The sequence below is a fragment of the Aestuariimicrobium soli genome, assembly GCF_051192575.1.
GTDB classification, from domain to species: domain Bacteria; phylum Actinomycetota; class Actinomycetes; order Propionibacteriales; family Propionibacteriaceae; genus Aestuariimicrobium; species Aestuariimicrobium soli.
This window is the reverse complement of the sequence record NZ_JBPJSQ010000007.1, coordinates 71,669-97,458: the sequence shown is the minus strand read 5'-3', so window position 1 is coordinate 97,458 and position 25,790 is coordinate 71,669. Positions and strand designations below refer to the sequence as shown.

28 protein-coding genes and 2 tRNA genes are annotated in these 25,790 nt (G+C 69.9%); 16 read left to right on the top strand and 14 right to left on the bottom strand.

Annotation, left to right across the window (positions count from 1 at the left end):
* Positions 1-68: 68 nt before the first annotated feature.
* On the top strand, positions 69-731 hold the full coding sequence (locus ACSDQ9_RS09875) for a transglycosylase family protein (RefSeq protein ID WP_435146536.1): 663 nt from the start codon (positions 69-71) through the stop codon (positions 729-731).
* A 91-nt stretch (positions 732-822) separates the two neighbouring features.
* Here ACSDQ9_RS09875 and ACSDQ9_RS09870 read toward each other — a convergent pair whose 3' ends face one another.
* Positions 823-2,316, bottom strand: coding sequence for an arylsulfatase (locus tag ACSDQ9_RS09870; RefSeq protein WP_435146535.1), 1,494 nt, complete (start codon positions 2,314-2,316; stop codon positions 823-825).
* 105 nt (positions 2,317-2,421) lie between these two features.
* Here ACSDQ9_RS09870 and ACSDQ9_RS09865 point away from each other — a divergent pair, with 105 nt between their 5' ends.
* From ACSDQ9_RS09865 to ACSDQ9_RS09850, 4 genes are all read left to right on the top strand, one after another.
* Positions 2,422-2,862 (top strand): DUF6069 family protein, encoded by a 441-nt coding sequence (locus ACSDQ9_RS09865; protein ID WP_435146533.1) that lies wholly within the window; start codon positions 2,422-2,424, stop codon positions 2,860-2,862.
* A gap of 93 nt (positions 2,863-2,955) precedes the next feature.
* Positions 2,956-3,651 carry a hypothetical protein gene (locus ACSDQ9_RS09860; RefSeq protein ID WP_435146531.1) on the top strand — a complete coding sequence of 232 codons (696 nt, stop codon included), beginning with the start codon at positions 2,956-2,958 and terminating at the stop codon, positions 3,649-3,651.
* Positions 3,648-4,151, top strand: coding sequence for a SigE family RNA polymerase sigma factor (locus ACSDQ9_RS09855; protein WP_435146529.1), 504 nt, complete (start codon positions 3,648-3,650; stop codon positions 4,149-4,151). The genes ACSDQ9_RS09860 and ACSDQ9_RS09855 overlap by 4 nt, the downstream gene beginning before the upstream one ends.
* On the top strand, positions 4,148-5,086 hold the full coding sequence (locus ACSDQ9_RS09850; RefSeq protein WP_435146527.1) for a DUF4232 domain-containing protein: 939 nt from the start codon (positions 4,148-4,150) through the stop codon (positions 5,084-5,086). The genes ACSDQ9_RS09855 and ACSDQ9_RS09850 overlap by 4 nt, the downstream gene beginning before the upstream one ends.
* A gap of 57 nt (positions 5,087-5,143) precedes the next feature.
* On the opposite strand, the gene ACSDQ9_RS09845 is transcribed toward ACSDQ9_RS09850, so the two are convergent.
* A tRNA-Gln gene (locus ACSDQ9_RS09845) sits at positions 5,144-5,222 on the bottom strand.
* 214 nt (positions 5,223-5,436) lie between these two features.
* Between ACSDQ9_RS09845 and ACSDQ9_RS09840 the strand changes: the two genes are divergently transcribed.
* Complete coding sequence (locus ACSDQ9_RS09840; RefSeq protein WP_435146849.1) at positions 5,437-6,075, top strand: TetR/AcrR family transcriptional regulator; 639 nt, start codon at positions 5,437-5,439, stop codon at positions 6,073-6,075.
* 131 nt (positions 6,076-6,206) lie between these two features.
* Here the strand turns inward: ACSDQ9_RS09840 and ACSDQ9_RS09835 are convergent, their stop codons facing one another.
* The 5 genes from ACSDQ9_RS09835 to rsmI form a co-directional block, all read right to left on the bottom strand.
* Entirely contained in the window at positions 6,207-6,710 is a 504-nt protein-coding gene (locus ACSDQ9_RS09835; RefSeq protein WP_435146525.1) for a MarR family winged helix-turn-helix transcriptional regulator, read from the bottom strand.
* Positions 6,711-6,774: 64 nt separating this feature from the next.
* Positions 6,775-7,716 (bottom strand): 4-(cytidine 5'-diphospho)-2-C-methyl-D-erythritol kinase, encoded by a 942-nt coding sequence (locus tag ACSDQ9_RS09830; protein ID WP_435146523.1) that lies wholly within the window; start codon positions 7,714-7,716, stop codon positions 6,775-6,777.
* A 73-nt stretch (positions 7,717-7,789) separates the two neighbouring features.
* On the bottom strand, positions 7,790-8,638 hold the full coding sequence (gene rsmA, locus ACSDQ9_RS09825) for a 16S rRNA (adenine(1518)-N(6)/adenine(1519)-N(6))-dimethyltransferase RsmA (RefSeq protein WP_435146521.1): 849 nt from the start codon (positions 8,636-8,638) through the stop codon (positions 7,790-7,792).
* Positions 8,635-9,513, bottom strand: a complete 879-nt coding sequence (locus tag ACSDQ9_RS09820) for a TatD family hydrolase (protein ID WP_435146519.1) — start codon at positions 9,511-9,513, stop codon at positions 8,635-8,637. Before ACSDQ9_RS09820 ends, rsmA begins: the two co-directional genes overlap by 4 nt.
* On the bottom strand, positions 9,510-10,490 hold the full coding sequence (gene rsmI, locus ACSDQ9_RS09815) for a 16S rRNA (cytidine(1402)-2'-O)-methyltransferase (protein ID WP_435146518.1): 981 nt from the start codon (positions 10,488-10,490) through the stop codon (positions 9,510-9,512). Before rsmI ends, ACSDQ9_RS09820 begins: the two co-directional genes overlap by 4 nt.
* 204 nt (positions 10,491-10,694) lie before the next feature.
* Between rsmI and ACSDQ9_RS09810 the strand changes: the two genes are divergently transcribed.
* The 3 genes from ACSDQ9_RS09810 to ACSDQ9_RS09800 all read left to right on the top strand — a co-directional run bounded on the left by ACSDQ9_RS09810 (position 10,695) and on the right by ACSDQ9_RS09800 (position 14,457).
* The gene (locus ACSDQ9_RS09810) at positions 10,695-11,150 is read left to right on the top strand and encodes a GNAT family N-acetyltransferase (RefSeq protein ID WP_435146516.1); all 456 of its coding nucleotides are present in this window, start codon (positions 10,695-10,697) and stop codon (positions 11,148-11,150) included.
* Positions 11,151-11,178: 28 nt separating this feature from the next.
* A complete protein-coding gene (locus ACSDQ9_RS09805; RefSeq protein ID WP_435146847.1) occupies positions 11,179-12,924 on the top strand; it encodes a dolichyl-phosphate-mannose--protein mannosyltransferase in 1,746 nt (581 codons plus the stop codon).
* Positions 12,925-12,993: 69 nt separating this feature from the next.
* Positions 12,994-14,457, top strand: a complete 1,464-nt coding sequence (locus ACSDQ9_RS09800; RefSeq protein WP_435146514.1) for a uracil-xanthine permease family protein — start codon at positions 12,994-12,996, stop codon at positions 14,455-14,457.
* Between the two features lie 279 nt (positions 14,458-14,736).
* Here the strand turns inward: ACSDQ9_RS09800 and ACSDQ9_RS09795 are convergent, their stop codons facing one another.
* From ACSDQ9_RS09795 to ACSDQ9_RS09785, 3 genes are all read right to left on the bottom strand, one after another.
* Complete coding sequence (locus ACSDQ9_RS09795; RefSeq protein ID WP_435146512.1) at positions 14,737-16,179, bottom strand: protein kinase domain-containing protein; 1,443 nt, start codon at positions 16,177-16,179, stop codon at positions 14,737-14,739.
* Positions 16,180-16,197: 18 nt separating this feature from the next.
* Complete coding sequence (locus ACSDQ9_RS09790; protein ID WP_435146510.1) at positions 16,198-17,541, bottom strand: APC family permease; 1,344 nt, start codon at positions 17,539-17,541, stop codon at positions 16,198-16,200.
* Positions 17,542-17,629: 88 nt separating this feature from the next.
* Entirely contained in the window at positions 17,630-18,283 is a 654-nt protein-coding gene (locus tag ACSDQ9_RS09785) for a mycothiol transferase (RefSeq protein WP_435146508.1), read from the bottom strand.
* 99 nt (positions 18,284-18,382) lie between these two features.
* Here ACSDQ9_RS09785 and ACSDQ9_RS09780 point away from each other — a divergent pair, with 99 nt between their 5' ends.
* From ACSDQ9_RS09780 to ACSDQ9_RS09760, 5 genes are all read left to right on the top strand, one after another.
* Complete coding sequence (locus ACSDQ9_RS09780; protein WP_435146506.1) at positions 18,383-18,982, top strand: DNA-3-methyladenine glycosylase I; 600 nt, start codon at positions 18,383-18,385, stop codon at positions 18,980-18,982.
* 13 nt (positions 18,983-18,995) lie between these two features.
* Positions 18,996-19,454, top strand: coding sequence for a VOC family protein (locus tag ACSDQ9_RS09775; protein ID WP_435146504.1), 459 nt, complete (start codon positions 18,996-18,998; stop codon positions 19,452-19,454).
* A 136-nt stretch (positions 19,455-19,590) separates the two neighbouring features.
* A tRNA-Ala gene (locus ACSDQ9_RS09770) sits at positions 19,591-19,663 on the top strand.
* A 128-nt stretch (positions 19,664-19,791) separates the two neighbouring features.
* Positions 19,792-20,124, top strand: coding sequence for a hypothetical protein (locus ACSDQ9_RS09765; protein WP_435146503.1), 333 nt, complete (start codon positions 19,792-19,794; stop codon positions 20,122-20,124).
* A gap of 43 nt (positions 20,125-20,167) precedes the next feature.
* Entirely contained in the window at positions 20,168-21,112 is a 945-nt protein-coding gene (locus tag ACSDQ9_RS09760; protein WP_435146501.1) for a hypothetical protein, read from the top strand.
* Positions 21,113-21,115: 3 nt separating this feature from the next.
* On the opposite strand, the gene ACSDQ9_RS09755 is transcribed toward ACSDQ9_RS09760, so the two are convergent.
* Genes ACSDQ9_RS09755 through ACSDQ9_RS09745 form a run of 3 tightly spaced genes read right to left on the bottom strand, consistent with a single transcriptional unit; the run spans position 21,116 to position 22,889 of the window.
* Complete coding sequence (locus tag ACSDQ9_RS09755; protein WP_435146499.1) at positions 21,116-21,790, bottom strand: alpha-ketoglutarate-dependent dioxygenase AlkB family protein; 675 nt, start codon at positions 21,788-21,790, stop codon at positions 21,116-21,118.
* A complete protein-coding gene (locus ACSDQ9_RS09750; protein WP_435146497.1) occupies positions 21,787-22,413 on the bottom strand; it encodes a methylated-DNA--[protein]-cysteine S-methyltransferase in 627 nt (208 codons plus the stop codon). The genes ACSDQ9_RS09755 and ACSDQ9_RS09750 overlap by 4 nt, the downstream gene beginning before the upstream one ends.
* A complete protein-coding gene (locus ACSDQ9_RS09745) occupies positions 22,410-22,889 on the bottom strand; it encodes an RNA polymerase sigma factor (protein WP_435146495.1) in 480 nt (159 codons plus the stop codon). Before ACSDQ9_RS09745 ends, ACSDQ9_RS09750 begins: the two co-directional genes overlap by 4 nt.
* A 213-nt stretch (positions 22,890-23,102) precedes the next feature.
* Between ACSDQ9_RS09745 and ACSDQ9_RS09740 the strand changes: the two genes are divergently transcribed.
* Together ACSDQ9_RS09740 and ACSDQ9_RS09735 are read left to right on the top strand one after the other, a co-directional pair.
* Positions 23,103-23,237 (top strand): hypothetical protein, encoded by a 135-nt coding sequence (locus tag ACSDQ9_RS09740; RefSeq protein WP_435146493.1) that lies wholly within the window; start codon positions 23,103-23,105, stop codon positions 23,235-23,237.
* Positions 23,237-24,190, top strand: a complete 954-nt coding sequence (locus tag ACSDQ9_RS09735; RefSeq protein ID WP_435146491.1) for a LuxR C-terminal-related transcriptional regulator — start codon at positions 23,237-23,239, stop codon at positions 24,188-24,190. Before ACSDQ9_RS09740 ends, ACSDQ9_RS09735 begins: the two co-directional genes overlap by 1 nt.
* Before the next feature lie 78 nt (positions 24,191-24,268).
* Here ACSDQ9_RS09735 and ACSDQ9_RS09730 read toward each other — a convergent pair whose 3' ends face one another.
* Positions 24,269-25,789: a sulfatase gene (locus ACSDQ9_RS09730; RefSeq protein ID WP_435146490.1), complete on the bottom strand. Its 1,521-nt coding sequence runs from the start codon at positions 25,787-25,789 to the stop codon at positions 24,269-24,271.
* Between the last annotated feature and the right edge of the window lies 1 nt (position 25,790).

Below are 25,790 nucleotides of genomic sequence, written 5' to 3'. Positions count from 1 at the left end.
AGAGCCCCGAGCGTCCTGGTGGAGGACTTCCCCTCAGGAGCACGACCTAGGACCCGAAAGGCCCACGCATGAAGAAGTTCTCCCGCATCACCGCCCTCGCGGCCGCCTCGGCCGTCGGAGCCGGGCTGGCCATCGCCGCCTCCCCCGCGACCGCCCACGCCGACACCGGTGTCTGGGACCGCGTCGCCGCCTGCGAGTCCAGCGGCAACTGGGCGATCAACACCGGCAACGGCTTCTACGGAGGCCTGCAGTTCACCCAGCAGACCTGGGCCGGCTTCGGTGGCACGCAGTACGCCCCGCGGGCCGACCTGGCCACCAAGGCCCAGCAGATCGCCACCGCCCAGAAGGTGCTGGCGGTGCAGGGCCCGGGCGCCTGGCCCGTGTGCTCGGTGCGCGCCGGCCTCACCAAGGCCAACGGCGGCGCCTCGACGAGCGCCGTCGCCCCCAGGACGACCACCGTGAAGACCAGCACCGTGAAGACCACCCCGGCGAAGAAGACGGTGACCCAGAAGGCCACCACCAAGCGCAGCACCGCGGTCACCCGGTCGACCACTCGTCCGGCCGTCACTCCCGCGACCAAGACCGTCAAGGTCGGCGCCGGGGACACCCTCAACAAGATCGCCGCTCGTCACGGCGTCAAGGGCGGCTGGCAGAAGCTGTTCCAGCTCAACCAGGGTGTGGTGAAGAACCCCAACCTGATCTTCATCGGCCAGACCCTGCGCCTGGCCTGAGGCCCAGCCCGTCAGGGGTCCTGAGTTCTGCACCCGAAACGCCCCGTCGTCCCATCGCGGACGAGCGGGGCGTTTCGTCGTCAGCGGCGCGTCACGAACCGGCGGCGCGAGCGGCCTTCAGCTCGCGCACCCAGGACAACTCGGCATGCACCGGTCGTCCGACCACGAGCGAGTCGCCATCGACGAATCCCTCCTCACGGTCGCGCAGGTGCTCGACCAGCCGCGAGCGCCACTGGGCCACCTCGTCGGCCCGGGCCGGGTCGCCGGTCAGGTCGTGGCACTCCTGCGGGTCTGCCTCGAGGTCGAAGAACTGCTCCAGACCCGATCCCGACCACCAGATGAACTTGCGTCGTCCGTCGGTCACCCACTGCACCGACTGCCAACCGAAAACGGCGTGCACGTGCTCGCCGTGCAGGTCGTCACGCCACGACCCCGCCTCGGATTCCATCAGCGGCAGCACACTTCGTCCGTCGACCCCGTCGGGGCACGGCACGCCCGCGATGTCGAGCACCGTCGGCAGCACGTCACGCAACTCGACGACCTCGTCGGCCACCGGACGAGCCGGACGACCCCCCGGCAGCGTCACCAGGAACGGCACCCGGGCACTGCCCTCGTAGGGCACCGTCTTCCGGTAGAAGTGGTGGTCGCCCATCATGTCGCCGTGGTCGGAGACGAACACGAAGGCCGTGTTGGCCAGCACCCGGTGGTCGCTGAGCGCTTCGAGGAAGCGGTTGAGCTGGTTGTCGATGTGGGTGATGTTGCCGTAGTAGCCAGCCACCGCCCGCCGGTGCATGTCGGGGTGCTGAGCACCGTGCTCACCCTCGGCGGTGAAGTCCTTGCGGTGGTCCGCGAACGCGTCGACCCAGTCGCCCACGGGCGGCTCCGGCATTTCCGCGTCGCGGTACTGGTCGAACGCGTAGGCGGGCGGGTCGTGCGGCGCGTGCGGACGGTGGAACGAGAGGTACAGGAAGAACGGCACCGTCGGGTCACGCCGGTCGAGGAAGTCGATGGCCTCGGTGACGGCCCAGGTCGTCGGGTGATACGCCTCGGGTTTGTCCCACGGACGGGCGATGTGGGAGTTGCAGCCCACCCCGTGGTCGGTGTGGTCGGCATCGGCCATGCCGGGTTGGCGGCGCAGCCAACGCAGGTAGTCGTCGTTGGCCTCGAGGTGGCGATCACCGTGCTGTCGCGCGAAGTGCAGGAACCCGTCGTGCAGCGTGACGTTGTCGAAGCCGCAGCGCGCGCGTTCAGGGTAGACGTGCATCTTCCCGATCGCTTGGGTCTGGTAGCCGGCCTCGCCCAGACAGCCCTGCATGGTCACCGGGTGGGCCTCCTGGAAGGGCACGCCCTCGGAGTAGCCCACTCGTCCGTGATTCTCCTGGGCCTTCCCGGTGAACAGCGCGACCCGGGCGGGCACGCAGGTGGGCGTGGCGCTGTAGGCATGCTCGAAGCGGGTGCCCTGTGCGGCCAGTGAGTCGATCCACGGGGTGCGGACGACCGGGTGGCCGGCGGCACTGAGGGCGTCGCCCCGCATCTGGTCGACACAGATGAGCACGATGTTCGGACGGGCATCGGGTGAGGGCATGCTCCACCCTTGTCCGAACGCGCGCTCCGACGCAACCGCCGCGATCGGTTCGCTCCACCGGCGTGGCGGTTGCCCCGGCGCAAGGTTCGGGGGTTGTCTGGTCGCATGTCGACCACTCCCGCCACCCGCGGCTCCCGCATCGTCCGCAGTCGAGTCCCCTGGCTCACCGACCTCTCGCTGGTCGGGGCATCGGGGCTGTGCGCGGGCCTGCTGTGGTTGGTGGTGGCCCAACTGGGCAAGGTCTCGCTGGTCGTTCCGATCGGGGACGAACCTCGCCCCGTCACCCTGCCGGCCGTGCTCGGCGCCGCCATGATCGGCTCACTGGTGGGCATCGTGGCGTTGCGGCTGCTCGAACGGTTCACCACGAAGGCACTCATGACCTGGGTGGTGCTGGCCTGCGTGTTCACCCTGTTCTCGCTGATCGCGCCGCTGGGGGCCACGACCGCCGCAGCGATCGGCACCCTGATGGCCATGCACCTGCTGGTGGCCGCCATCACCGTGGTGGGCGCGGTGCGCGCACGCAGGGTGTTCGGCGAGGCCTCCTGATGATGACCGGTTCGAGGCAACCGAACGAGCACGCCGCCGCGTTGTGAGGGTGACGGGGCCCACCCGGGACCCCCGGACCAAAGGAGAGCGACCATGTCTCACGTGAGAACGGCCGTCGCCATCAGCACCACCCTCGTCGCTGCAGCCGGCTCAATCACCCTCGCAGCCCCCTCGGCGACCGCAGTCACCACCTGCAACGGCCTGGCCCCTGTCAGCCAGCTCAGCGCCACCACCTACGCCGACCGGCTGATCCGAGCCTGGGGGCGGGGCGACACGCGCACCACGGCGTGCTACACCAGCGCCGCGGCTCGATCGACGCTGTGGGCCATCTCTGACACCGGAGGGGCCGGATGGGCCCGCACCGGTGTCGAAGGCGCCGCCGGCACCATCTACGTGACCTACACCCAGGCCACCACCCGGGCGACGATCGTCGTCGGAGTGCAGAACATCGGCCTGCGCGGCAGCGGCGGATGGCATGCCGCCTACACCGCGAGGTCGTCCGGTCGTGTGGTTCACGCGCCTCGCGCCGACGCGTTCGTGCGCAGTTGGGGGCAGGGCGATCGGACGGCTGCCGCCTACTTCGGCACCGCGACGTCGGTGAACCAGCTGTTCTCGTGGCGCTCCCGCGGCGGCGGCCAGTGGTACCTGGTGCGGGCCGAGGGCACGGCCGGAAGCACCTACTCCACCTACCGCGACCGCACCTCGGGCCACGTCATCGTGGTGCGGGCGCTCGACCCGGGAGCGACCGGCTCCTGGGCGCACGACGTGGTGAGCGTGTCCATCCGGTGACCGACCCGACAGCCGACCCCGGCATCGCCAGCTTCACGGCGTACGTGCACGCCCACCAGCGCAGGCTGGTGGGCTTCGCCGAGGCCCTGTGTGGCGACCGCGCCACCGCCGAAGACCTGGTGCAGAACGCCTTCGCCAAGGCGTGGCTGCGCTGGGGTCGGCTGTCATCGCCCGGATTCGACACCGATGCCTACGTGCGGCGCATGATCGTGAACGAGAACAACAGCTGGTGGCGACGAGCCTTTCGACGCCACGAACGAACCAGCGACGCCCCACCCGAACGACCCGTGCACGACCCCGACCTTCCCGATGACGAGGTGTGGCGGGCTCTGCAGTCCCTGCCCCCGCGCCAGCGGGCGGTGGTGGCGCTGCGGTTCCTGGCCGATGCCGACGTCGCCGAGACGGCCCACCTGCTGCAGTGCAGCGAGGGCACCGTCAAGAGCCAGACCTCGAAGGCGATGGCGACCCTGCGCGCCCGCCTTCCCCAGGAGACATCATGATTGACCCCCATTCCTCCCAGCCCTACCCCGACGATTCCCGCGCGGACGAGACCGACCCGCACGAGTTCGCCCACGACGAGGTGGCGGCCGCCCTCAGAGCGCACGCCTCCCGACGGACGACCCCTGACCTGGCCGCCGGGGCCTTCGTCCGGGCGACCGAACTGCGACGACGCCGGGCTGGAGTGGCCGCGGCCGCCGTCGCCCTCGTGGTGGCCGGCGGGGCAGCCGTCGCGGTGCAGGCCCTGCGCCCGCCACCCTCGGTGCAGGTGGCGACGGCCTCACCCTCGGTCGACCCCAGCCTGCCTGCGACCACGGCCCCCACGCGATCGACGACCCCGACCCGGTCGACGACCAGTGGCCCGCCGCAGCCCTCGACCACCGCCGATCCGTCGGCGCCCAACCCGACCAGCCCCGGCCCCACGGCCAGCGGACCCACGACCGGCGCGCCCGACTCTCCGGCCTCGACCGCCGTCCCCGGTGCCACGACCGGCGCTAGTAGCCCGAGTGGAACTGGTCGCCCGGGTGGGGTGGCCGCGTGCGGGCCGTCGTCGGTGCGCCTGCAACTGGTCGCCGACAACGCCGGCGCGGGGCACGTGCAGTACCGGTTGGTCGCCACCAACTCCGGCACGGTCGCCTGCCAACTGGCTGGCTACCCAGGGGTGTCGATGGTCGATGCGGCCTCGGCCCAGATCGGGGCGCCTGCGGACAGAACGGCCGTGGGGTGGTCGGCGGTGACGCTGGCGCCCGGTGCCTCGTCCACCGCGTGGATCGAGGTCACCCAGGCGGCCAACTACGGCTGCAGTCAGGTGCAGGCCGCCGGGGTGCGGGTGTACCTGCCGGGGCGCACGGACTCGTCCGTGGTGGCCGAGAAGCTGACCGGCTGCCGCGAGACCGACGTGGTGCTGATGCAGGTGAAGCCCTTCGGAGCTCCCTGACGGGCGGGGTGTCGCAGCGGCGCTGATGGGTGGCGAGGCAGGCGCGCACCGCGTGAGCTCCCCGGGTAGGAGTCGAACCTACGTCGCTTGTCCTGATTCAAAGTCAGGCGGGCCCTGCCGGCAGACCAACCGGGGAACGTCGCCGCTCGACCGAGGCCCGCGGGACCCGCTCAGCTTACCCGCGGCCAGTCGGCGGACGCACCTTCGCCGGGCGCGCGGGCAGGTGGCAGACTGACCCCATGCCCGCATCCCGCTCCACCGAACCCGCGGTGAGACCGGGAGCGCACGTTTCCGCGGACGACGCCGACACCCGGACGACCTCCGGCCGTGCCCGCCGCGGGCGGGTGCGGATGAGTTCCTCGGAGCGTCGGGAGCAGTTGATCGACGTCTCGCGCGGACTGTTCGCCACGCACGGCTTCGAGGGCACCTCGGTGGAGATGATCGCGCAGCAGGCGCAGGTCTCGAAGCCAGTCGTCTACGAGCACTTCGGCGGCAAGGAGGGCCTCTACGCCGTCGTCGTCGACCGCGAGTCCCGAAGGCTGACCGAGGCCATCCGGTCGTCGCTGACCAAGTCGGGGGCCTCGAGTCGGGAACTCATCGAGCGCGGTGCCATGGCCCTGCTCGACTACATCGATTCCGAGCCCGACGGCTTCCAGATCCTGGCTCGCGACTCGAGCGTGGGTTCGGCGGCTGGAACCTTCGCGAGCATTTTGTCGGACATCGCCTCGAAGGTGGAAGACCTGCTCGCCGAGCCGTTCGAGCGCCACGGCTACGACGCCAGCTTCGCGGGGCTCTATGCCCAGGCTCTGGTGGGACTGGTGGCCATGGTCGGGCAGTCCTGGCTCGACGTGCGCGAGCCGTCGAAGGAAGTGGTGGCCGCGCACCTGGTGAATCTGGCCTGGAACGGCATGCGCAACCTCGAGGAGGAGCCGATGTTGCTCAAGGACGCCCGCCCGCGCGAGGTTCCGCGCCGCGCCCGCCGAGGCTGACCTTCACACCGATCCGAAACGGCGTTACCGTGCGCGTTCTTGCCACCGGGAGGCAAGAACTCGCAGGGTAACGCCGTTTCCGATCGCCCAAGGTCGCAGACCCATGCTCACTGCGCGTCGGAGACCCAGCCTCACTGCAGGCGCAGCAGGGCCCGCAGGTCATCCGCCAGCCGCAGACGCCGCTCGGCCGGAAGCGCCGCCAGCAGTGCCTCCTCGGCGACCAGCAGGCTCGACAGGGCGGCGTCGACCACCCCGCGGCCCTCGAGCGTGAGCCGCACGAGCACCGCCCGCCCGTCATCGGGATGATTGCCGCGCTCGACGAACCCGCGCGCCACCAGCCGATCGATGCGGTGGGTCATGGTGCCCGAGGTGACATGGGTCTGGGCGGTCAGTTGCCCGGGGCTCAACTGGTACGGCTCCCCCGCCCTGCGCAGCGCCGCCAGCACGTCGAACTCGTGCACGTCGATGCCGTGCTCCGCATAGGACTGCCGACGGGCCGCGTCCAGATGCTGCTCCAGTCGCTTGATGCGCGACCAGATGTTCATCGGCTCCGTGGCCAGATCGGGGCGCTCGCGATCCCACGCCGCGATCAGCGCATCAACCTCGTCGGGCACGAACTCGTCCGGCACGGCCACCTCCCGGCAGACAGTCTGACATGTCGCGGGGTGGTCGTCGCGGCAGCCGCCCTGGGCTCCCGCCTCAGGCCGTCGGACGAGCCCCCGGTACGGGGCCCTTGGCCCGGCGCACCTGACGCACATCGGGGTGCCGGCTGAGGCTGGCAGCCACGTCCATCGCCACCGTCTCGGAGGCACACAGGAACGCGCAGGTCGGGCCGGACCCCGACAGCACCGACGCCAGTGCCCCCGCCCGCACACCGTGCGCGAGCACCTCCCCCAGCTCCGGGCGAAGGTCGACCGCAGCGGGCTGCAGGTCATTGCGCAGGTGCCGTGCCACCTGGTGAACGTCGCCCACGGCGAGAGCATTCAGCAGTTCCTGCGCCACCGAGATGTCGTCGTCCGCCCCCGAACCGGCCGACCCCAGCTCATCGAAGCGCCGGAACACCGCCGGGGTCGACAGCCCCTCATGCGCCATCGCCAGCACCCAGTGGTACGAGCCACGGCTGAGCAGCGGCACGAGTTCGGTGCCTCGTCCGGTACCCAGGGCGTTGCCACCGGTGAGCGCGAACGGCACGTCGCTGCCCAGCTCGGCGGCGAGATCGTGCAACTCGGGCGGGTCGGTGTCGAGGTCCCAGAGCATCGAGCAGGCCAGCAGCGCGGCGGCACCGTCGGCCGATCCCCCGGCCATGCCGCCGGCCACCGGGATCTGCTTGCGGATCTCGAGGTCGACGCCCACGTCGAGCCCGAACCGGTCGATCAGCAACTGGGCCGCCTTCACCGCCAGATTGCGATCGTCGGTGGGCAACCGGTCGGCACCCTCGCCCTTGTGTTCGAGGACGATGCCCGGCTCGTCACGGCGGCGGGCGATCACCTCGTCCAGCAGCGAGACGGCGTGGAACACCGTTCCCAGCGGGTGGTAGCCGTCGTCCCCGAGCGGGCCGACCCGCAGCGACAGGTTGATCTTGGCGGGCACCCGCACGCGCACTTCGGCCAACGGCTCGGTGGGCGTTCTGCGCAGGGTCACGCTGCGAACCTAGCGAACGAGCCTGCCGCTCGTCGTTCACCGCCCGAAACCGTGGGGGAACCGTGCCTCGCTCTCACCGGGCAGCGAGCTGTTCGGCGATGCGCGCGAACTGGGCGATGTCGAGCATTTCGCCGCGCAGTTGCGGGTCGATCCCGGCAGCCTCGATGGCGGACGAAGCCGCCGCCGACGAACCCGCCAGGCCCGCCAAGGCCGCCCGCAACATCTTGCGGCGCTGCCGGAAAGCCTCGTCGACGACCCGGAAGACCTGCTCACGGGTGGCCGTGGTCTCGGGAGGCTCGCGACGGATCAGCCGCACCAGCCCGGAGTCGACATTGGGCACCGGCCAAAACACCTTCGGCGGCACCGTGCCCACTCGGGTGGCCTCGCAGAACCAGGCGATCTTCGCGCTGGGTACGCCATACACCTTCGACCCCGGCGGCGCGGCGATACGGTCGGCGACCTCCAGCTGCACCATCACCAGGCCCGTCGTCCACGTCGGGAAGGTCTCGAGCAGGTGCACGAGCACCGGCACCGACACGTTGTAGGGCAGGTTGGCGACCAGCGCGGTCGGCGCCTCTCCCGGGAGGTCGGTGACGGCCATGGCGTCGGAGAGCACCACCCGCAGCCGGTCGGCAGCCCCGGGCATGCGCTCGTCCACGGTGCGCGGCAGCCGCTCGGCGAGGATCTGCTCGATCTCGATGGCGGTCACCCGCGCGCCCGTCTCGAGCAGCCCCAGAGTCAGCGAGCCGAGCCCCGGGCCGACCTCGATGACGGTGTCGTCGGCCCCGACGCCCGCCAGCTGCACGATGCGGCGCACCGTGTTGGCGTCGATCACGAAGTTCTGGCCGCGCTGTTTGGTCGGACGAAGCCCGATCTCGTCGGCCAGCTCCCGAATGGCGGTGGCGCCCAGCAGCCCGCTCACCAGGCACCCCCGAAGGCGGCGAAGGTGTTGGCCGTCAGCTGGTCACACAGGGCGGCCAGGTCGTCCGGGGCGTCGCAGCCCCACTGTTTGGCGACGAAGCGCACCGTGTGCGGTAGCAGGTAGGGGGCGTTGGGTCGTCCGCGGGTCGGCACGGGCGTGAGGTAGGGGGCGTCGGTCTCGACGAGCAACCGGTCGCGGGGCACCACCGCCAGGGCATCGCGCAGGTCCTGCGCCGACGAGAAGGTGACCACTCCGGGGAAGCTGAGCCAGGCGCCCCGGTCGAGGCACTGCTTGGCGAAGGAGGCATCACCCGAGAAGCAGTGCATCACCACCCGCTCGGGCACTCCGACCTCGTCGAGCACCTGCAGCACCTGGTGGTGGGCATCGCGGTCGTGGATCACCAGGGTGAGGTCGCGGGTGGCGGCGATCTCGATGTGTGCGGCGAAGGAGTGCACCTGCAGGGCACGCCCCTCGTCGTCGCGGGTGCGGTAGTGATCGAGCCCGGTCTCGCCGACGGCGCGCACGTGGTCGCCCGAGGCGGCCAACTCGTCGATGCGCAGCAGCATGCGGTCGAGCTCGTTGCCGGCGCGGGCGGCGTCGTTGGGATGCACCGCGACCGACGCGATCACGCGGGGGTCGCGGGCGGCCAGGTCGACGGCGAACTCCGACGACGCGACATCGCAGCCCACCTGCACCACGCGGGTGACGTTGACGCTGGCGGCCAGGTCGAGGTTGAGCGCGGGGGCGAGCCCCGAGAGCTCGGCCGTCGCGTCGGCGTGGGTGTGGGAGTCGACGACCGGTCGCGGCAGGGCGTCGGGCAGGCCGGGCAGCCCCGAGGCCGACCACTGCTCGAGCGTGTCGATGGGTGTGGTCATCGGGTCACTCCTGATGGCTGTGTGCTGGGGGCTGTGGTGGACGACCGGCTGGCCAACGCCGCCGCGTACAGCTCCTTCTTGTTCGCCCCCGTCAGCTTGGCCACCTCGGCCACCGCCTGCGACAGCTTGGCGCCGTCGGCGATGCGGGCGTGCACGAGGGCGAGGGCCTCGTCCGGTGTGGTCTGTTCGTCCGCGCGACCCTGGACGACGACGGTGATCTCGCCGCGCGCATGATCGACGGCCCAGGCGGCGAGCTCGGCCAGCGGCCCGCGGCGCACCTCTTCGTAGGTCTTGGTGAGTTCCCGACACACCGCGGCCGGACGATCCTCGCCCAGATTGGTGGCGGCGTCGGTGAGGAAGTCGGCCAGTCGGTGCGGCGCCTCGAAGAAGACCATGGTGCGGGGCTCGTGGGCGAGCTCGGTCAGTCGTCGGCTGCGTGCCTCGGACTTGCGCGGCAGGAACCCCTCGAAACAGAAGCGGTCGACGGGGAGACCGGACACGGCCAACGCGGTCAGCACCGCGGACGGGCCGGGAACGGCGGTGACCTCGATGCCGGCCTCGAGACCCGCGCGGACCAGTCGGTAGCCGGGGTCGGAGACCGAGGGCATGCCCGCGTCGGTGACCACCACCACATCGGTGCCGCTCTGCAGGGCGGCGAGCAGCTCGGGAGTGCGCCGGGCCTCGTTGCCCTCGAAGTAGCTGACGACGCGCGCTTCGGTGGTGATCTCGAGGCGGCGAAGCAGGGTCTGGAAGCGGCGGGTGTCTTCGGCGGCGATCAGGCTGGCCTCGCTGAGCAGGCGGCGGAGGGCCGGTGAGGCGTCGTCGCGGTCACCGATGGGGGTGCCGGCCAGGATGATGCGGCCGGTGGTGGTGGAACCCGAGTTGACCTGGCCCTGGTCGACCTGGCCCGAGTTGTCGTGGCTGGGTTTGACGACGCTGGGCGTGGCGGCGGAGTGCCGTGCGGGGTCAGCGGTCATGGGCTCCATCATGGCGCACCTTGCCCTCCGCGGACCGCATCGACCTTCTGGAGGATTCAACGACCCCACCGCACCCGTCATCAGCGCCACAACCCGCACGCGGGCTGCGCGCACCCCCCTTGTTGGGCCTCTCACGAAGCCCGCGTGCGGGTTGTGGCGGTGACCTCGGGCCTCCGAGGCGGGCTGACGCTAGATTGACCAGCCATGGAGGCCACGATTCGCGCCATCGAGCGCCGCGACGCCATCCCGCTGGCGGCGCTGCGGCTGCAGCAGGACCGCGAGGCGGGCCAGACGACCCGCCCGGGCTTCCTCGACGAGTACGCCGAGGCCCTGCTGGCCGAGTTCGACTCCTGGCGAGGGTTCATCGCCGAGCTCGACGACGGACGGCCCGTCGGCTGCGTGCTGGCCCAGCGGGTGCGCAAGCTGCCATGGCTGCATGGCCCCGGGCGAGCCGAGTGGTGGTACGTGCAGCAGGTGTTCGTGTGCCCCGACCAGCGCCGGCTGGGCATCGGTCGGCGGTTGGTCAGCCAGGTGCAGCTGGCGGCGGCCGAGGCCGGGGTGCGCTGGCTCGACCTGCGCACCTCTGCTGCCGGGCGGGCACTGTTCGTGGCGTGCGGGTTCGAGGCCCTGCCCGAGCGGGCGCTCGAGTGGCGGCCGTGATCGCGGCGCCGCCTACTATGGCCGCGTGATGCACAGCGCCGACGAGACCCCCGCGACCGAGGGCCACCCTTCCGGCTCCGTGATTCCTGGCCCGGTCACCTATGGTCCGGTGGTCGATGACTCAGGCAGTGACGTCACCCCCGACACGCGGCCCGCACCAGAGAGCGGCTGGCTGGGTTCGTCCCCCGAAGCCTGGTTCCCCCCGCCGACCAACGGACCGACCGCGATCGAGAAGCTGCAGGACGGTCCGCCCAGGTCGACCTGGCGAGGGTGGCTGGTCACGCTGGCCATCGCCGCACTGGCTCTCGCGATTCGGCTGCCGTACCTGTCTCGTCCGAAGAATCTGGTCTTCGACGAGACCTACTACCCCAAGGACGCGTGGGCGCTGCTGCGCTACGGCTACGAGGCCAACTACGTCGACGGCGCCAACGACCTCATTCGCGACGGCAAGCTCGACAACCTGTTCAAGAACGGGGAGGCCTCCTACATCGTGCATCCGCCGCTGGGCAAGTGGTTGATCGCCGGGGGCGAATGGCTGTTCGGCATGAACTCCTTCGGGTGGCGATTCCCCTCGCTGGTCTTCGGCGTGCTCATGATCGTGCTGGTGGTGCGGCTCGGGCGGCGACTCTCGCGCAGCATGTTCATCGGCACCCTGGCGGGGGTGTTGCTCACCTTCGACGGCCTGCACTTCGTGATGAGTCGCACGGGGCTGCTCGACATCTTCCAGGCCACCTTCCTGGTGGCTGCCGTCCTGGCCGTGGTCAAGGACCGCGACTGGTTCCGGCATCGCCTCGCCCGGCACCTGACGGCGCGGGGGCTGGTCGACCTCGACGGGGCCTACGGTCCGTGGCTGGTGGTTCGTCCGTGGCGCATCGTGGCCGGTCTGATGTTCGGTTGCGCCATCGCGGTGAAGTGGAACTCGGTCTTCGTGCTGGCCACGATGGGCGTGATGAGCGTGCTCTGGGACGTCTCGGCGAGGCGGCTGGCCGGGGCTCGCGGCAAGGCCTGGTGGGGGCTCGTGCGCGACGGCCTGCCCGCGTTCGTGTCGATGGTGCTGCTCGCCGTTCCCGTCTACCTGGCCACCTGGGTGCGCTGGCTGCAGACCCAGGGCGGTTACTACCGGCAGTGGGGCGCCGAGAATCCCGATTCCGCGTCGGTGAAACTTCTCGGACGACCCCTGGCCTCGTTGTGGCACTACCACGTGGAGATCTACAAGTTCCACACCGGCGACTACATGGCCAACCAGACCCACACCTACGAGGCGAACCCGGCCGGCTGGTTGGTGGTGGCGCGCACCATCGGCATCGACGCCGTCAACGGCATCAAGCCCGGCGAGCAGGGCTGCACGGCGACCGGCACCGACACCTGCCTGCGGGTGATCAGTGGCATGGGCACCCCCTTCCTGTGGTGGTTCGGGGTGATCGCCATCATCGCCGGGCTGTGGTTCTGGCTGGCCAAGGGCGACTGGCGGTTCAGCGTGCCCCTGGTGGCGCTGCTGTCGACGTACCTGCCGTGGTTCAAGTACGCCGATCGTCCGCTGTTCTTCTTCTACGCGATCTGCATCATCCCGTTCACCGTGATCATCCTGGCGATGTGTCTGGGCAAGGTCATCGGGCCGGTCAGGGGCCACGAACGCCGCTTCCGGTCGCTGGTGGCCGGCGCCGTCGTCGCCCTGATCGTGGCGAACTTCGCGTTCATCTACCCGATCCTCACCGATCAGTTGTTGACCCGCACGCAGTGGCTGTGGCGCATGTGGTTCAACAGCTGGATCTGACGCCTCCCGAGGGCCGCTCCCCTACGATGCTCCCGGGATGACCGCGGAGGTCAGCCATGAGAGGGAGCCATGATCTGGAAGTTGCACGGCAACGGACATCTCGCACCGGGGGCCGTCGTGGCTCCCGACGAGCGACTGACCTGGGGCAAGACCATCGGTCTGGGCGCCCAGCACGTGGTCGCCATGTTCGGCGCCACCTTCGTCTTCCCGCTGCTGATGGGGCTCAACCCGCAGCTGGCCGTGATGATGTCGGGCGTCGCCACGCTGCTGTTCATCGTGCTCACCAAGAACCGGGTGCCCAGCTACCTGGGGTCGTCCGCCTCGTTCACCGGGGTCGCGGCGGCGATCTACGCCCAGGGCGGCAACCCCGCGCACGTCACCGGAGCCCTGCTGATCACCTCGCTGGCGCTGCTGGTGATCGGTCTGATCATCCATTTCGTGGGCGCCCGGGTGGTGCACGCGGTGCTGCCGCCGGCCGTCACCGGCGCTGTGGTCATGCTGATCGGATTCAACCTGGCGCCCGTGGTGGCAGGTGTCTACTGGCCCAAGGACCAGCTCACCGCCTTCATCGTCATGCTGGTCGTGATCGTGCTCTCGGTGGGGCTGCGCGGGTACCTCGGACGCATCGCGATCTTCCTGTCGCTCGTCTTCGGCTACGCCCTGTCGGCCGTGTTCGACCGCGTGCTGGGACCGGTCACGCTCACCAATGCCGATGGGACGACCTCGCAGTCGCTGCGCATCGCCTGGAACGGGGTGCGCTCCGCAGACTGGTTCGGCCTGCCGCCGGTCACCGACCTGTCCCCGTGGACCTACGGCGGAACCGCCAATGTGGTCGGCTTCCACACGCCGCAGTTCTCGTTCGCGTTCGCGCTGATCGCGCTGCCCGTGGTGATCGCGCTGGTCGCCGAGAACACCGGGCATGTGAAGGCGGTCGCCGAGATGACCGGCGCCAATCTTGACGGCGAGATGGGACGAGCCGTCGCCGCCGACGGATTCACCTCGTCGATCGCCTCGGCCGTGGGTGCCGGACCGACGACCACCTATGCCGAGAACATCGGCGTCATGGCCTCGACCCGGGTGTACTCGACGGCCGCCTACATGGTGGCAGCCATCGTGGCGATCGCGTTCGGCTTCTCCCCCAAGTTCGGGGCCGTGGTCTCGGCCACCCCGTCGGGCGTGCTGGGCGGCATCACCGTGGTGCTGTACGGCATGATCGGCCTGCTCGGCGCGAAGATCTGGAAGGAGAACAAGGTCGACTTCGGCAACCCGGTGAACCTGGTGCCGCTGGCCGCGGGCATCATCATCGGCATTGGCAACGTCACCCTGACCTTCTCTGACTCGTTCTCGCTGGGCGGTATTGCGCTCGGCACCCTGGTGACGGTTATCGGGTACCACGTGGCGCGGGCGCTGGCCCCGAGGACCCCCGAGGACGACGGCGGCGCGAACCTGGTGTTCGACGCCCCCGGCATCTACACCAACGATGACGCGGGAGCCGCGGATGGAGGGGACCTCGGTCGGCACGGCCGCCCCTGACAGCCTCACCCGCCGCGGCCACCACCCCCACCACCGCGGCCACCACCCCCGCCACCGCGGCCACCACCCCCACCGCCGCGGCCACCACCCCCACCGCCGCGGCCACCACCCCCGCCACCCCTCAAACTCCCAGGAAAACGTTCGGCCCACAGGAAACTTCCTGTGGGCCGAACGTTTTCGTGCCGGTCTGTCGAGTGGAGGGGCCGGGCGGGGGGATGGCCGGGTGGGGGGATGGCCCCGTGCTGGGGCTGATGTGTGCTGGGCTGCCGAGTGCTGGGGTCAGACGATCAGCAGGATGATCACGATCAGGAACACCACCGCGGTCGCGATCAGCAGACCCAGCGCCAGCGGTGTGAGTGAGCGGAACCAGTCCATGACCGACTCGGCCTGCCCGGGCTGCATCTGGCCGGGCTGAACCTGTCCGGCCTGCATCTGGCCGGGCTGGTTCTGGCCCGGACCCGCATAGGGCTGGCCCGGCTGCCCATAGGCCTGCTGGGGGTACTGCTGCTGGTCGCCGTAGCCGCCCGGGTAGGCCGGTTGGTTGGCCGTGGGGTACGACCCTCCGGCACCCCACTGCTGGTTGCCCGGGCCGCCCTGGGGTGACGAAGAACTCGGCTGCGACCCCGCCCAGCCGGAGTTCGGGCCGGGGTTCGGCCCCTGGAAGGTCGGCGCAGAACCCTGCGACACTCCCCACCCGCTGGCGGAGAGCTGTTGCTGGTATCCGGTCTGCATGCCACCGGTGTGCGGAGGCTCGGCCGATGCCTGCGAGGCCACGAAGGCAGTCATCGGCTGGCCCTGCTGCGACTGGTAACCGCTGCGGGTCTGGGTTGGCGTGAACCCCTCGGATCGTACCTGGGTGGGCGCCTGGGCCGGCCGATTCGGCAGCGGGCCCTGTTCCGTCCAGCCCTCGGGCAGCGAGGGAATGAGGTCGGGCACGTCGAGACCCTGACGCTGTGTCGGCAGGTCGATGGCATTCAGGGCCGCGCGGGCATCAGCGGCGGTGGCCACGCGGGCATCCTCGTCCGCCAACAGGCTGGCGATGAACCGACCCAACGGCACCTCGGCCGCCGCAGGTGGGATGACGGGCTTGCCATCCTTGGGCGGGCGCTGGCCGGTGAGCATCTCGAGCAGCACGACGCCGACCGAGTACAGGTCCTGCTTCGGTTCCGGGTCGAGCCCGATCGCCGCCTCGGGCGACATGTAACCGGGGGTGCCGATCACCTCGGTGACCCGGGTCATGCGCGGCTCTCCGACCGGTGCGGCAATGCCGAAGTCGGTGAGCATGGCCTCGGGTCGCTGGCTGGCGGAGGTCGGGTTGAGCAGCAGGTTCGCGGGCTTGATGTCGCGGTGGACGAGCCCCTGCGCGTGCACCTTCTCGAGCGCGTCGAGGAGCTGATCGGTGATGGCTGCAGCGAACCCGGCAGGCAGGGCGCCCTTGTGCTTGATGAGCCCCGAGACGGACCCACCGCGCACCAGCGGCATGGTGAACATGACCCGGTCGTCCTCACCGACCCAGCCGAGCGGCGTCACCACGTGCGGGTGGTTGATCCGCCACCCGGTCTCACGCATGAACCTCAGCAGCGACGCGGAGTCGGACTGCTTGAGCACCTTGGCGGCGCGAAAGACGTTCTCGCGCACATCCCAGACACGCCAAACGACGCCGGAACCCCCGCTCGCCAGCGGATCGACCAGCTCGTACCGACCACCAAAGACTTCACCCATCGCAGACAGCATGCCATCTCAGCGGGCCGAGGACCCCCTGCGTGGCGCGGTCGAGCGCGCGATGAGACGCACGAGCAGGCCCACGGCCAGCACCGCGAGACCCACCGCGGACGACTGCCAGGGCAGCGTGACCACCAACACCAGACAGAGCACCACTCCCAGCACCTGCAGCGCGCGGGGGTAGCGGCGGCCCTCACTCTGACGCAAGGCCGCGAGGTTGGCCACCGTGTAGTACAGCAGCACCGCGAAACTGGAAAAGCCGATGGCGCCCCGCAGATCGACCAGCGCCACGACGATCGAGACGATGACTCCCAGCAGGATCTCGGCACGATGGGGCACTCCCGTGCGCGGATGCAGAGCGGCCAGCGCGGTGGGAGCGTCGTGTTCACGGGCCATGGCCAAGGTGGTGCGGCCGATGCCGGTCATCAGGTTCAGCAGGGCTCCGGCGGTCGCGAGCGCGGCCGCCACCCCCAATGCCACGAGCAGCCCCTGTGCAGCGACGAGCCCCGATGCCCACCGGTGGGCCGCCTCGGCCAGCGGCCAGTCCGGCAGCACCCGCCGGTCACCCACCCAGACGCTGCCCCGGAAGATGCGCCACAGCGTGACAGCGATCAGCAGGTAGACGACCACCGTGGCGGCGAGTGCTACGACGATGGCGCGGGGGATCGTCCGGGCCGGATCGCGCACCTCCTCCCCCATCGTGGCGATCCGCGCATAGCCGGCGAAGGCGAAGAAGATCAGGCCGGCCGATTGCAGCACGCCCCAGACCGAGGCGGCGGGCACATCGGGGATCGAGGCAGGCCCCTCAGTGGCGCCGACGGGGTGGACGAACGCCATCGTCACGCAGAAGACCGCCAGCACCAGCAGAACGATCGTCACGATGATGCGCGTCAGCCGGGCCGTGCGGGTGACCCCCAAGCAGTTGACCCAGGTGAGCAGCGCCACCGCCACGATGCCGACCACCTTGTGCAACCACGGTGCGGAACCCGCCGGCAGCACGTAGCCCGCGAACGTCATGGCCATGGCGGCGCAGGAGGCGGTCTTGCCGATCACGAAACACCACCCTGCGGCGAAACCGAACCAGGGCCCGAGCTCTTCGCGCCCGTAGACGTAGGAGCCACCCGCCACCGGGTAGCGGGCCGCGAGTTGGGCCGACGAGGTGGCGTTGGCGAAGGCCACCACCGAGGCGATCAACACTGCCACCACGAGCCAGCCCACCGGCGTCGTGCGCGAGGCCGGTGCCCACACCGAGAACACGCCGGCGCCGATCATCGACCCCATGCCGATCACGATGGCGTCGGTCAGTCCGAGGCGTCGCTGCATGGACGAGGGGCCGGCGCTGGTGGCCGCGGTGGTGCTCACCTGCCGAAACTAACGGTGCCGGGCGCAGGGACCCACCAGCGCCACGTGAACATCAGGCGACAGGTGACCCTCAGGCTTCGAGTCACGATCAGGCCACGGGTGTCACCCACGTCCACGGTGGGTCCTCCCCCACCCGGCCGTCGATGGCCTCGCGAAGCAGGTCGGCGTGGCCGGTGTGACGCGAGTACTCCTCGATCACGTCGTGCATCAGCCGGCGGAAGCTGACGTGCACCTCGGCGCCGTCGTCCTGGGTCCACGCCAAATGGGCCGGACGATCGAAGCCGCCCTCGTCGATGACGCGCTGGAGGCGGGCTCGGGCTCGTCCGACCCCCTCCGACCACGCCTGACGCACGTCGGCACCCGTCTGACCGTCGTCGAGGGTGAACATCCACAGGTCGTCGTCATCGTCTTCGTGACCCTCGTTGAAGCGGACGAAGTTCTCGGGTCGCTCGCCGAAGAACTTCCAGCCGAACATCTCGTCCTCGACGCAGGCCAGATGCTTGAGCAGGCCGGCGAGGCTGAGGTTCGAGGCACCGATGGTGCGGGTGAGGTCGTCGTCGCTCAGGTCCCACGCCTTCCACGAGAAGGTGGCGCGCATGCGCTCGAGGGAGGCGACCAGGTGCTGGGTGTCGGTGCCAGCCAGAGGCGGTTCCCACGCTGGTTCGGGTGGGGACTGGTCGGGGTTCGTGGGCTCGTCGGGGTCGATCGGCTGCTCGGGCTGGGGGCTGGCGTCGTTGCTCATGACACGACGGTAGGCCGAGGCTCGGACAATTTTGGGCGACGGTACCCCGGTTGCACGGTCCCAGTGAGAAATGTCGGAGCCGGCTGCCACCATCGATCCATGACGGACAGCGACCTGGTGGTGGGGGACGACGGGCTGGCGCGGCCGACGTGGGCGGCCACCGATCCCCTGATGAAGCGGTACTACGACACCGAGTGGGGCATGCCGGTGCGCGACGAGCGCGGCGTCTTCGAACGGTTGAGCCTGGAAGCGTTCCAGTCGGGGCTGAGTTGGGCGACGATCCTGCGCAAACGCGAGAACTTCCGCGCTGCCTTCGCCGACTTCGAGCCCGATGCGGTGGCCGCCTTCGACGAAAACGACGTCGCTCGACTGATGGCCGATGCGGGCATCGTCCGCAACACGCGCAAGGTCGAGGCGACCATCGCCAACGCCCGGGCCACCGTGGCATTGCGGGACGACGGCGGGTTGGTCGGGTTCATCTGGGGGTTCCAGCCCGACGAGACCCCTCGTCCGACGTCGTACGCCGAGGTGCCGAGCCAGTCGCCGGAGTCGGTGGCCTGTGCCAAAGCGCTCAAGAAACGCGGGTTTCGGCATGTCGGGCCGACCACCATGTTTGCCTTGATGGAAGCAATCGGCATCGTGGACACCCATCTGGTGGGCTCACACCGGCGGGGGTCCAGCGGAGTCTGGACTGACTGAGACGAGGAACACCATGGCAGCGACCATCCAACTCACCTTCGACGCCCATGACGCCGAGGCACTGGGCCTGTTCTGGTGCGAGGTACTGGGCTACACCGTTGACCCGCCGCCGGGCGGCCAGGTCGGCTCCGTCGCCGACACGCTCGCCGCCTGGGACGCGTTCCTCGACAAGGCAGGCGTGCCCGAGGACGAGCGCACCGGACGATTCGCCGTGATCGACCCCGATCGCAAGGGCCCGCGGTTGTTCTTCCAGCAGGTGCCCGAGCCCAAGACGGCCAAGAACCGGCTGCACATCGACGTGCGCACCGCCGTCGGGCTCAAGGGAGACGAACGCATGGCAGCCCTCGAGGCCGAGGCCGAGCGGCTGGTCGCTCTGGGGGCCAGCCGCGGCGAACGGTTCGACCCCGGACCGCTCGACAACGGCTTCATCGTGATGGCCGACCCCGAGGGCAACGAGTTCTGCCTCGACTGAGTGAGGGGACTGAGCGGTGGGTGCGTCCCGGGCTGACGACGGACGACCCCCGCCCGGGTTGGGGCTCTCCCACGCACGGTGCTACGCTGTCGGATGCCGATTCGGGTTCCGTCGACGACGGTCCCCGGGGACGCATGGGGCTATGGCGCAGTTGGTAGCGCGTCTCGTTCGCAATGAGAAGGCCAGGGGTTCGAATCCCCTTAGCTCCACAATCGATGGCTCCAACCCCTGCTGATCTTGGGCAGGGTTGGAGCCCTCTTCCTTGCTGGGCACCGGACCGGGCGCCGCGTTGCGCGAGCCAGCCGCGATGCCGGGCCCCGCTGGCTAGGTTGAACCCATGAGCTACGTCATCGCCTCGGTGCACACGCCGCACCCGGAGCACCGCGACGCCTTGATCGAATCGATGCACCGGTTCGGAGCCGCCCTGCAGGGCCAGCCGGGCCTGATGTCGGTGCAGACCCTGGCCGATGCCGGCACCGACAGGCTGGTGGGGCTGGCCATTTTCGAGTCCGAGGAGGCGTGCCAGCGCATCATCCACCTCGCCCGCGACGCCGTCGCCGACGACCCGTTCGACGTGTGGGAGGCCCAGCCGATCGAGGGTTTCCGGCTCACGACGTGTGATCCGACACGGTGCCCAGTGCCCGATCGGCGTGGCTCCTCCCCAATCTAGGCTGACGGAAATTCCGCCGACACCCACCCTGATCGGAGATCCCATGGGACTGCTGGACCGGTTCAAGCGCAACGCCAACGAGCCGCCGGAGCAACCCCGCTCCATGATCCTGCCGGCGCTCACCGAGGCCCAGTACGCGACCTTCGTCCGCCTGGCCCGGGAGACCTTGGCCTCGATGGGCTGGGAGTCCACCGTCAACTCAGAGGGCGTGCTCCAGCTCGCCGACGGCCGACTCTTCGGTCTGCACAACGTCTCAGTGGAGGCCTCCTCGCTTCCCGAGTCCGAGTGGCCCCAGCTGCTGCAGTACCACTTGGGCAACATGTCAGCCCTGATGTCGCCGGAGCAGCCCACCGCGGCGGACCCGAGCACCGTGTACCTGAAACTGCGCCGTGCGAGTGACCTGCCGGACGCCCCCCTGCACCCCGCCGGTGAACCCCTGCCGGGAGTCCTGTCGGTGGTGGCGCTCGACCTGCCGACCCACGTCGAGGAGCTCTACGGGGAACTCGACCAGACCGGCATGAGCCTCCAGGCCGCCAAGGAACTCGGCCTGCGCAACCTCGACAACCTGCCCGATCCCCAGCTCACCCAGGTGCTGGCAGCCGAGGCCGACCCCACCTCCGAGGTGCTCCTCTACACCTCGGACGACTTCTTCGGGGCCAGCCGCCTGCTGGTGTTTCCCCAGCTGTTCGAACGGCTGCCCGGACGCTGGATCGGCAAGAACGGCGTCTTCGTGATCGTCCCCAACCGCCACCTGCTCGCCGTCCACGAGCCGATGGGTCGGGCGGGCACCCTCGCGGCTCTGGAGATGCTGGTCGACCTGTGCATGCGCGAGTACGACCAGAAGGGTTCCGTCAGCCCGTTCGTGTATCTGCTGATGCCCGACGGTCAGGCACACCAGGTGACCTACCTGGACGAGAACGGCCAGCCCGTGGTGCAGGCCACCGGCCAGGTGGGCGACACCCTGCGGAGCGTCGGACTGGTCCAATGATGCTCAGCCGGTGAGCCCCGTCACCCGCAATGTGATGTTGATCCGCCCCGACTCTAGTCCACACCCCTCAGGCGCCGTCCCCGGCAGCACCTTCGTCACCCCGTGGAACGCGAACCTCGCCGGCCCGCCGAAGACGAACAGGTCCCCCGACCCGAGGGTGAGGTCGACGTAGGGCTTCGTCCGCGTCTGGGTGTTGCCGAAGCGGAACCGGCACGCGTCCCCGATCGACAGGGACACAACAGGGTCGGACGAGCGCTCGTCCTTGTCCTGGTGCATGCCCATGTGGGCGGCCTCGTCGTAGAAGTTCACCAACGCCGCGTCGGGACGATAGGCCTCCCCGGCCCCCTGGTCTCCGGTGGCCTCGGCAACGGCCCGCTGCCCCACCCTGACCATCCAGTCAGGAACCTCGAGCACCCGGTTGCCGTTCACGTCGACGGCCTCCCGCGTGTACGCGTAGGGGCGCCAGTGCCACCCCAGGCAGACGGTGCGAACGCTCATCTCGTGACCGCGCACCGTGGCCGCCCGCAGCGGGACCGGCCCCGTCGTCCACTCGTGGAACCGGGCCACGATCCAGGCCTGCTGCTCGAGCATGAGCCAGCCCGGCAGGTGGTGCGCCCCGACTGGCAGTTCGACCGGTGCCGACCCGGCGGGCTCGAACAGCGGCGCCTGGCCGCTCACGCCGCCCGCTCCAACTCCAGCAGCGCGGCCTTCGCCTCGAGTCCGCCGACGTAGCCGCCCATGGAGCCGTCGCTGCGGGTGACCCGGTGGCAGGGCACCACCACCGGCAGCGGGTTGGTGGCGCAGGCCGTGCCCACCGCCCGCACGGCCGTGGGCCTGCCCACCTGCTCGGCCACCTGCTTGTACGACATGGTCTGCCCATAGGCGATGGTCGGCAGGAAGCGCTGCACCTGGTCGCGAAAGCCGACGGAAAGCCGGTGGTCGAGCACCAGATCGAAGCGGTGACGTCGTCCGGCGAAGTACTCCTCGAACTGGCGCGCCGCGTCGTCGAGCCGAGCCGGCGCCTCCAGCACCCGGACGCTGACCCGTTCGGCGAGCGCGGCGACCACGTCGTCGAGGCCTTCCCGTTCGTATGCCACCCGCACGAGCCCGATCGGCGTCGCCGCGAGCAGCAGGCGCCCCACGGGGGTCTCGACGGTGCGCAGGGCCACGTCGAGCAGCCCTTCCGCGTCGGCCGCGCCCGCGAGCCGAGCCGTCAGCCGCTCCAAGTGGTCACCGGAGACGGGGAACACCCCCGTGAGGTTCTCGTGGTCGAACTTCACGTCGTCCTTGGTCGTGTTCATGGTCGTGCTCCCGTCAGCTGGGCTCGTAGATTCTTGATGCCGTCGCTCGCGGCTCGGCGTACCGCGGCGGGCGTGCTGCCGATCAGCTCCGCGGTCTCGGTGTGCCGCAGCCCGCCCAGGTAGTGGTAGGCAACCGCCAGTCGTTGCTTCTCGGGCAATGCCGCCACCGCCGACCACACCTCCTCGCCCGTCTCGCCGGGCACCCCCACGGACGACGTTCGCTCGGGCACCTCGGCGGTGGGCACGGCGTGACGGGCCCTCGTCCGGGTGATGTCGAGCGCCTTGCGATGGGCCACGGTGACCAGCCAAGCGCGAACATTGGTGTCGTCGGGCAGGTCGGTCCACACGCGCAGGGCGGCCAGGAAGGCCTCCGACCACGCGTCGTCGGCGTCGGGGCCGGGGCCGAGCACGGCGCGGCACACCCGCAGCACGGTGGCGCCGTGGGCGCGGGCCGCTTCGTCGAAGGGCTGTTTCATGGTCATCACACGGTAGACGCGCCAGCCGACACAAACGTGAGGTCGGCTGCGACACATCCGTGGCCCGTGACGGGCCGGGAGACCAGACCATCCCAGCACCCCCGCCCCGCGCCCACGCTCTGAGGGGCCCCCCGCCCCCCAGAAATCGGGGATGGTGCTCCAACCGGCGCCGGGTGACACTGGAACCATGGGGCAACACTCACCGCGACGCGCGTGGCTCGCGACGTCGACGTACTCGCGCGTGCCGGGCTCGATCTCGAGACCTTCCTGACCGAGACCGCGCATGCGATCATGCGGGCGATCCCGCACTCGGCGAGTTGCATGGCTCGCTCGACCCGAGCACGTTGATGCTCACCAGCACCTTCAAGCTGGGCAGGCTCGAGGGCTGGGACGACCACGACCACGAGCGGGGGCTGATCGAGTTCAGTGAGCCGGAGCCCTCGTCGTTCGACGTGCTGGCCGCGGCCGCGACACCGTCGATGGCGGTCAGGCTGCAGTCGCCCGAGTCGCGGCGGGCCAATGAGTTCATGGCCCCCGTCTACGGCTTCGGCGACGAGTTGCGGGTGACGATGCGCGACCGCGGTGGGGTCTGGGGATGCCTGGCCCTGCATCGCGATCGCGGTCAGCCCCACTTCAGCCTCGCCGACGTCGCCCTGCTCGAGGAGCTCTCGCCGGTGCTGGCTCGTGGGGTCAGGTCAGGCATCCTCACCCTCGCCGCCCGCGAGGCCCTGCACCACGCCGGCCCCGCGGTCATCCTGGTCGACTCCAGCGACCAGATCCTGATGCTCAGCGACACGGCCGAGGAGCGGTTGGCCGAGCTCACCGCCCCCGACGGCGGGGTCGTACCCACCGGCATCATCGCCGGCCTGATCGCCGCGGCCCGCCGCTACTCATCGGGCGAGAGCACACGCCCCCCGCGGTGCCGGGTGCGCGGCGGCAGCGACGCCTGGTTCAGTCTCTACGCCACCTCGATGCAGGGTCGCGACGGCGAGCGCGGGCAGGTGGCCGTCACCATCGACGAGGCCCGACCACCCGAGATCGTCCCGCTCGTCGTGTCGGCGTTCAACCTGACCGAACGCGAGCGTCCCGTCGTCGAGCGGGTGCTGCAGGGGCTGGACACCAAGGAGATCGCGGCGGCCCTGTTCGTGTCGACCTATACGGTGCAGGACCATCTGAAGGCGATCTTCGAGAAGGCCGGGGTGCGCAGCCGCCGGGAGTTGGTCTCGCGGGTCTACTTCGACCAGTACGTGCCCCGCATGAACTCCCCGTTGGGGGCCGAGGGCTGGTTCGCCTCGGCCTGAGGGTCGCCCCCGGCGCGTCACGACTCGAGACGTGGCTTCAGTTGTTCACCGTGGCACCCGTCCTGAAGCGAAGCCACGTCACCCCACCGAAGCTGAGTCGGACGATCGCGCCAGGCAGTGTTCGGCCGTGATCTCCCCCACCCGCGGCAACCCGAGCCGCTCGAACTGCGACTCCGGCGCGTCGTTGACCACCATCAGGTCGCGCAGCAACGTGGCCATGCGCAGCTCGACGCCATTGTCCACAACGGGCGACAGCTGCCCCGGGTCGTTCTCGAGGTCCCACAGCAGGGTGCCGAAGTCGGTGGGTGATCCCATGGTCGAGCCAGGCATGCGCAGCACCTTCAGCCCCTTGGTGAAGTCAAACCCCTCGACCAGTTCGGCGGCGGCCAGTTCGTCCACCGAGAACCGCGACGTCATGTGAGTCGGCATCAGCGTGTGTTCGAGCAGAGGCCGGTTCTCGTCCGCGCACGAACGCATGTAGACGTAGCGTCCGTCGGTGACGTTCACGTGGCCACCGAAGATGCCGAAGATGCCCGCCTCGCGCACGGGCTCACTCCTCGCGACCACCGGAGCCAGATCACGCCCCTGCATGTCGGGCGGAACCGCGACCCCGAACCACTCCAGCAGCGTCGGGGGCAGGTCGATCGTCTGCACGAGCTCGGCGCGCCGCTCCCCCGCGATGCCGGCGCGTGGGTCCCAGATGAACAACGGGGTGTGGATGTTCTCCTCGTACCAGGGCTGCACGTTCTTGCCGTACCAGTCGTGTTCCCCGAGCAGGAACCCGTGATCGGTGCACACGATCAGCAGGGTGTCGTCCCACAGCCCGTGCTCGTCGAAGGCATCGAGCACCCGCCCCAGCGAGGCATCGCACATGGCCAGCAGGGCCGCGTATTCGCGCCGCAGGTGCTCCACCTGCTCGGGAGTTTCCTCGACCCGCTTGTAGTCGGGCCAGTCGAAGGTGGGCCCGCGGTAGTCCGACGGCACCAGCTCGTGGGCCTCGGGCGTCGAGAAGAACGGCTCGTGGGGGTCGAAACACTCCAGCCACAACAGCCAGCGGTCACGGTCGAGGTTCTCGGTGACGAAGTCGAGGCCAGCGTTCACCGTTCGGGTCTGCGGATGGTTCTCGTGACCCTGCAGGTACTGCCGATTCACCAGGTCTTGCCGGTACAACCGGTTCTTGCGTCGGCGCAGTGTCGGGGGCTCCTGGACACCGCCGACCCTGCCCTTCCACGCGTCCCCCTCCTGCCCCCGGAAGAGTTCGTAGGTCGTGAACCGGTTGTGATAGGTCGCGCCGCCGTCCTCCCAGTAGTGGTAGTGGTCGGTCACCAGATGGGTGTGCACGCCGGCCTCGTCCAACAGCTGAGGCATCGAGTCGTCGAAGGGCTCGAGCGGTCCCCAGGAGCGGTGCAGGAAGTTGTGTCGCCCGGTGTGCAGCTCGCGCCGAGCGGGCATGCAGGGCATCGATCCGGCGTAACAGGTGTCGAAGGTGACCGTGCGCTCGGCGAGTCGTGCGAAGTTCGGCGCGTGCGTCCAGGTGCAGCCGTAGGGCGGCAACATCAGCCGGTTGAGGCTGTCGAACATCAGCACGACGGCGCGCATG

Excerpts from the sequence above, each read along its gene's own strand:
- ACSDQ9_RS09875 (WP_435146536.1), top strand. The coding sequence starts at position 69 with ATGAAGAAGTTCTCCCGCATCACCGCCCTCGCGGCCGCCTCGGCCGTC.
- ACSDQ9_RS09870 (WP_435146535.1), bottom strand. The coding sequence starts at position 2,316 with ATGCCCTCACCCGATGCCCGTCCGAACATCGTGCTCATCTGTGTCGAC.
- ACSDQ9_RS09865 (WP_435146533.1), top strand. The coding sequence starts at position 2,422 with ATGTCGACCACTCCCGCCACCCGCGGCTCCCGCATCGTCCGCAGTCGA.
- ACSDQ9_RS09860 (WP_435146531.1), top strand. The coding sequence starts at position 2,956 with ATGTCTCACGTGAGAACGGCCGTCGCCATCAGCACCACCCTCGTCGCT.
- ACSDQ9_RS09850 (WP_435146527.1), top strand. The coding sequence starts at position 4,148 with ATGATTGACCCCCATTCCTCCCAGCCCTACCCCGACGATTCCCGCGCG.
- ACSDQ9_RS09840 (WP_435146849.1), top strand. The coding sequence starts at position 5,437 with ATGAGTTCCTCGGAGCGTCGGGAGCAGTTGATCGACGTCTCGCGCGGA.
- ACSDQ9_RS09820 (WP_435146519.1), bottom strand. The coding sequence starts at position 9,513 with ATGACCACACCCATCGACACGCTCGAGCAGTGGTCGGCCTCGGGGCTG.
- rsmI (WP_435146518.1), bottom strand. The coding sequence starts at position 10,490 with ATGACCGCTGACCCCGCACGGCACTCCGCCGCCACGCCCAGCGTCGTC.
- ACSDQ9_RS09810 (WP_435146516.1), top strand. The coding sequence starts at position 10,695 with ATGGAGGCCACGATTCGCGCCATCGAGCGCCGCGACGCCATCCCGCTG.
- ACSDQ9_RS09805 (WP_435146847.1), top strand. The coding sequence starts at position 11,179 with ATGCACAGCGCCGACGAGACCCCCGCGACCGAGGGCCACCCTTCCGGC.
- ACSDQ9_RS09800 (WP_435146514.1), top strand. The coding sequence starts at position 12,994 with ATGATCTGGAAGTTGCACGGCAACGGACATCTCGCACCGGGGGCCGTC.
- ACSDQ9_RS09795 (WP_435146512.1), bottom strand. The coding sequence starts at position 16,179 with ATGGGTGAAGTCTTTGGTGGTCGGTACGAGCTGGTCGATCCGCTGGCG.
- ACSDQ9_RS09785 (WP_435146508.1), bottom strand. The coding sequence starts at position 18,283 with ATGAGCAACGACGCCAGCCCCCAGCCCGAGCAGCCGATCGACCCCGAC.
- ACSDQ9_RS09780 (WP_435146506.1), top strand. The coding sequence starts at position 18,383 with ATGACGGACAGCGACCTGGTGGTGGGGGACGACGGGCTGGCGCGGCCG.
- ACSDQ9_RS09775 (WP_435146504.1), top strand. The coding sequence starts at position 18,996 with ATGGCAGCGACCATCCAACTCACCTTCGACGCCCATGACGCCGAGGCA.
- ACSDQ9_RS09765 (WP_435146503.1), top strand. The coding sequence starts at position 19,792 with ATGAGCTACGTCATCGCCTCGGTGCACACGCCGCACCCGGAGCACCGC.
- ACSDQ9_RS09760 (WP_435146501.1), top strand. The coding sequence starts at position 20,168 with ATGGGACTGCTGGACCGGTTCAAGCGCAACGCCAACGAGCCGCCGGAG.
- ACSDQ9_RS09750 (WP_435146497.1), bottom strand. The coding sequence starts at position 22,413 with ATGAACACGACCAAGGACGACGTGAAGTTCGACCACGAGAACCTCACG.
- ACSDQ9_RS09745 (WP_435146495.1), bottom strand. The coding sequence starts at position 22,889 with ATGAAACAGCCCTTCGACGAAGCGGCCCGCGCCCACGGCGCCACCGTG.
- ACSDQ9_RS09735 (WP_435146491.1), top strand. The coding sequence starts at position 23,237 with ATGCTCACCAGCACCTTCAAGCTGGGCAGGCTCGAGGGCTGGGACGAC.
- ACSDQ9_RS09730 (WP_435146490.1), bottom strand. The coding sequence starts at position 25,789 with ATGCGCGCCGTCGTGCTGATGTTCGACAGCCTCAACCGGCTGATGTTG.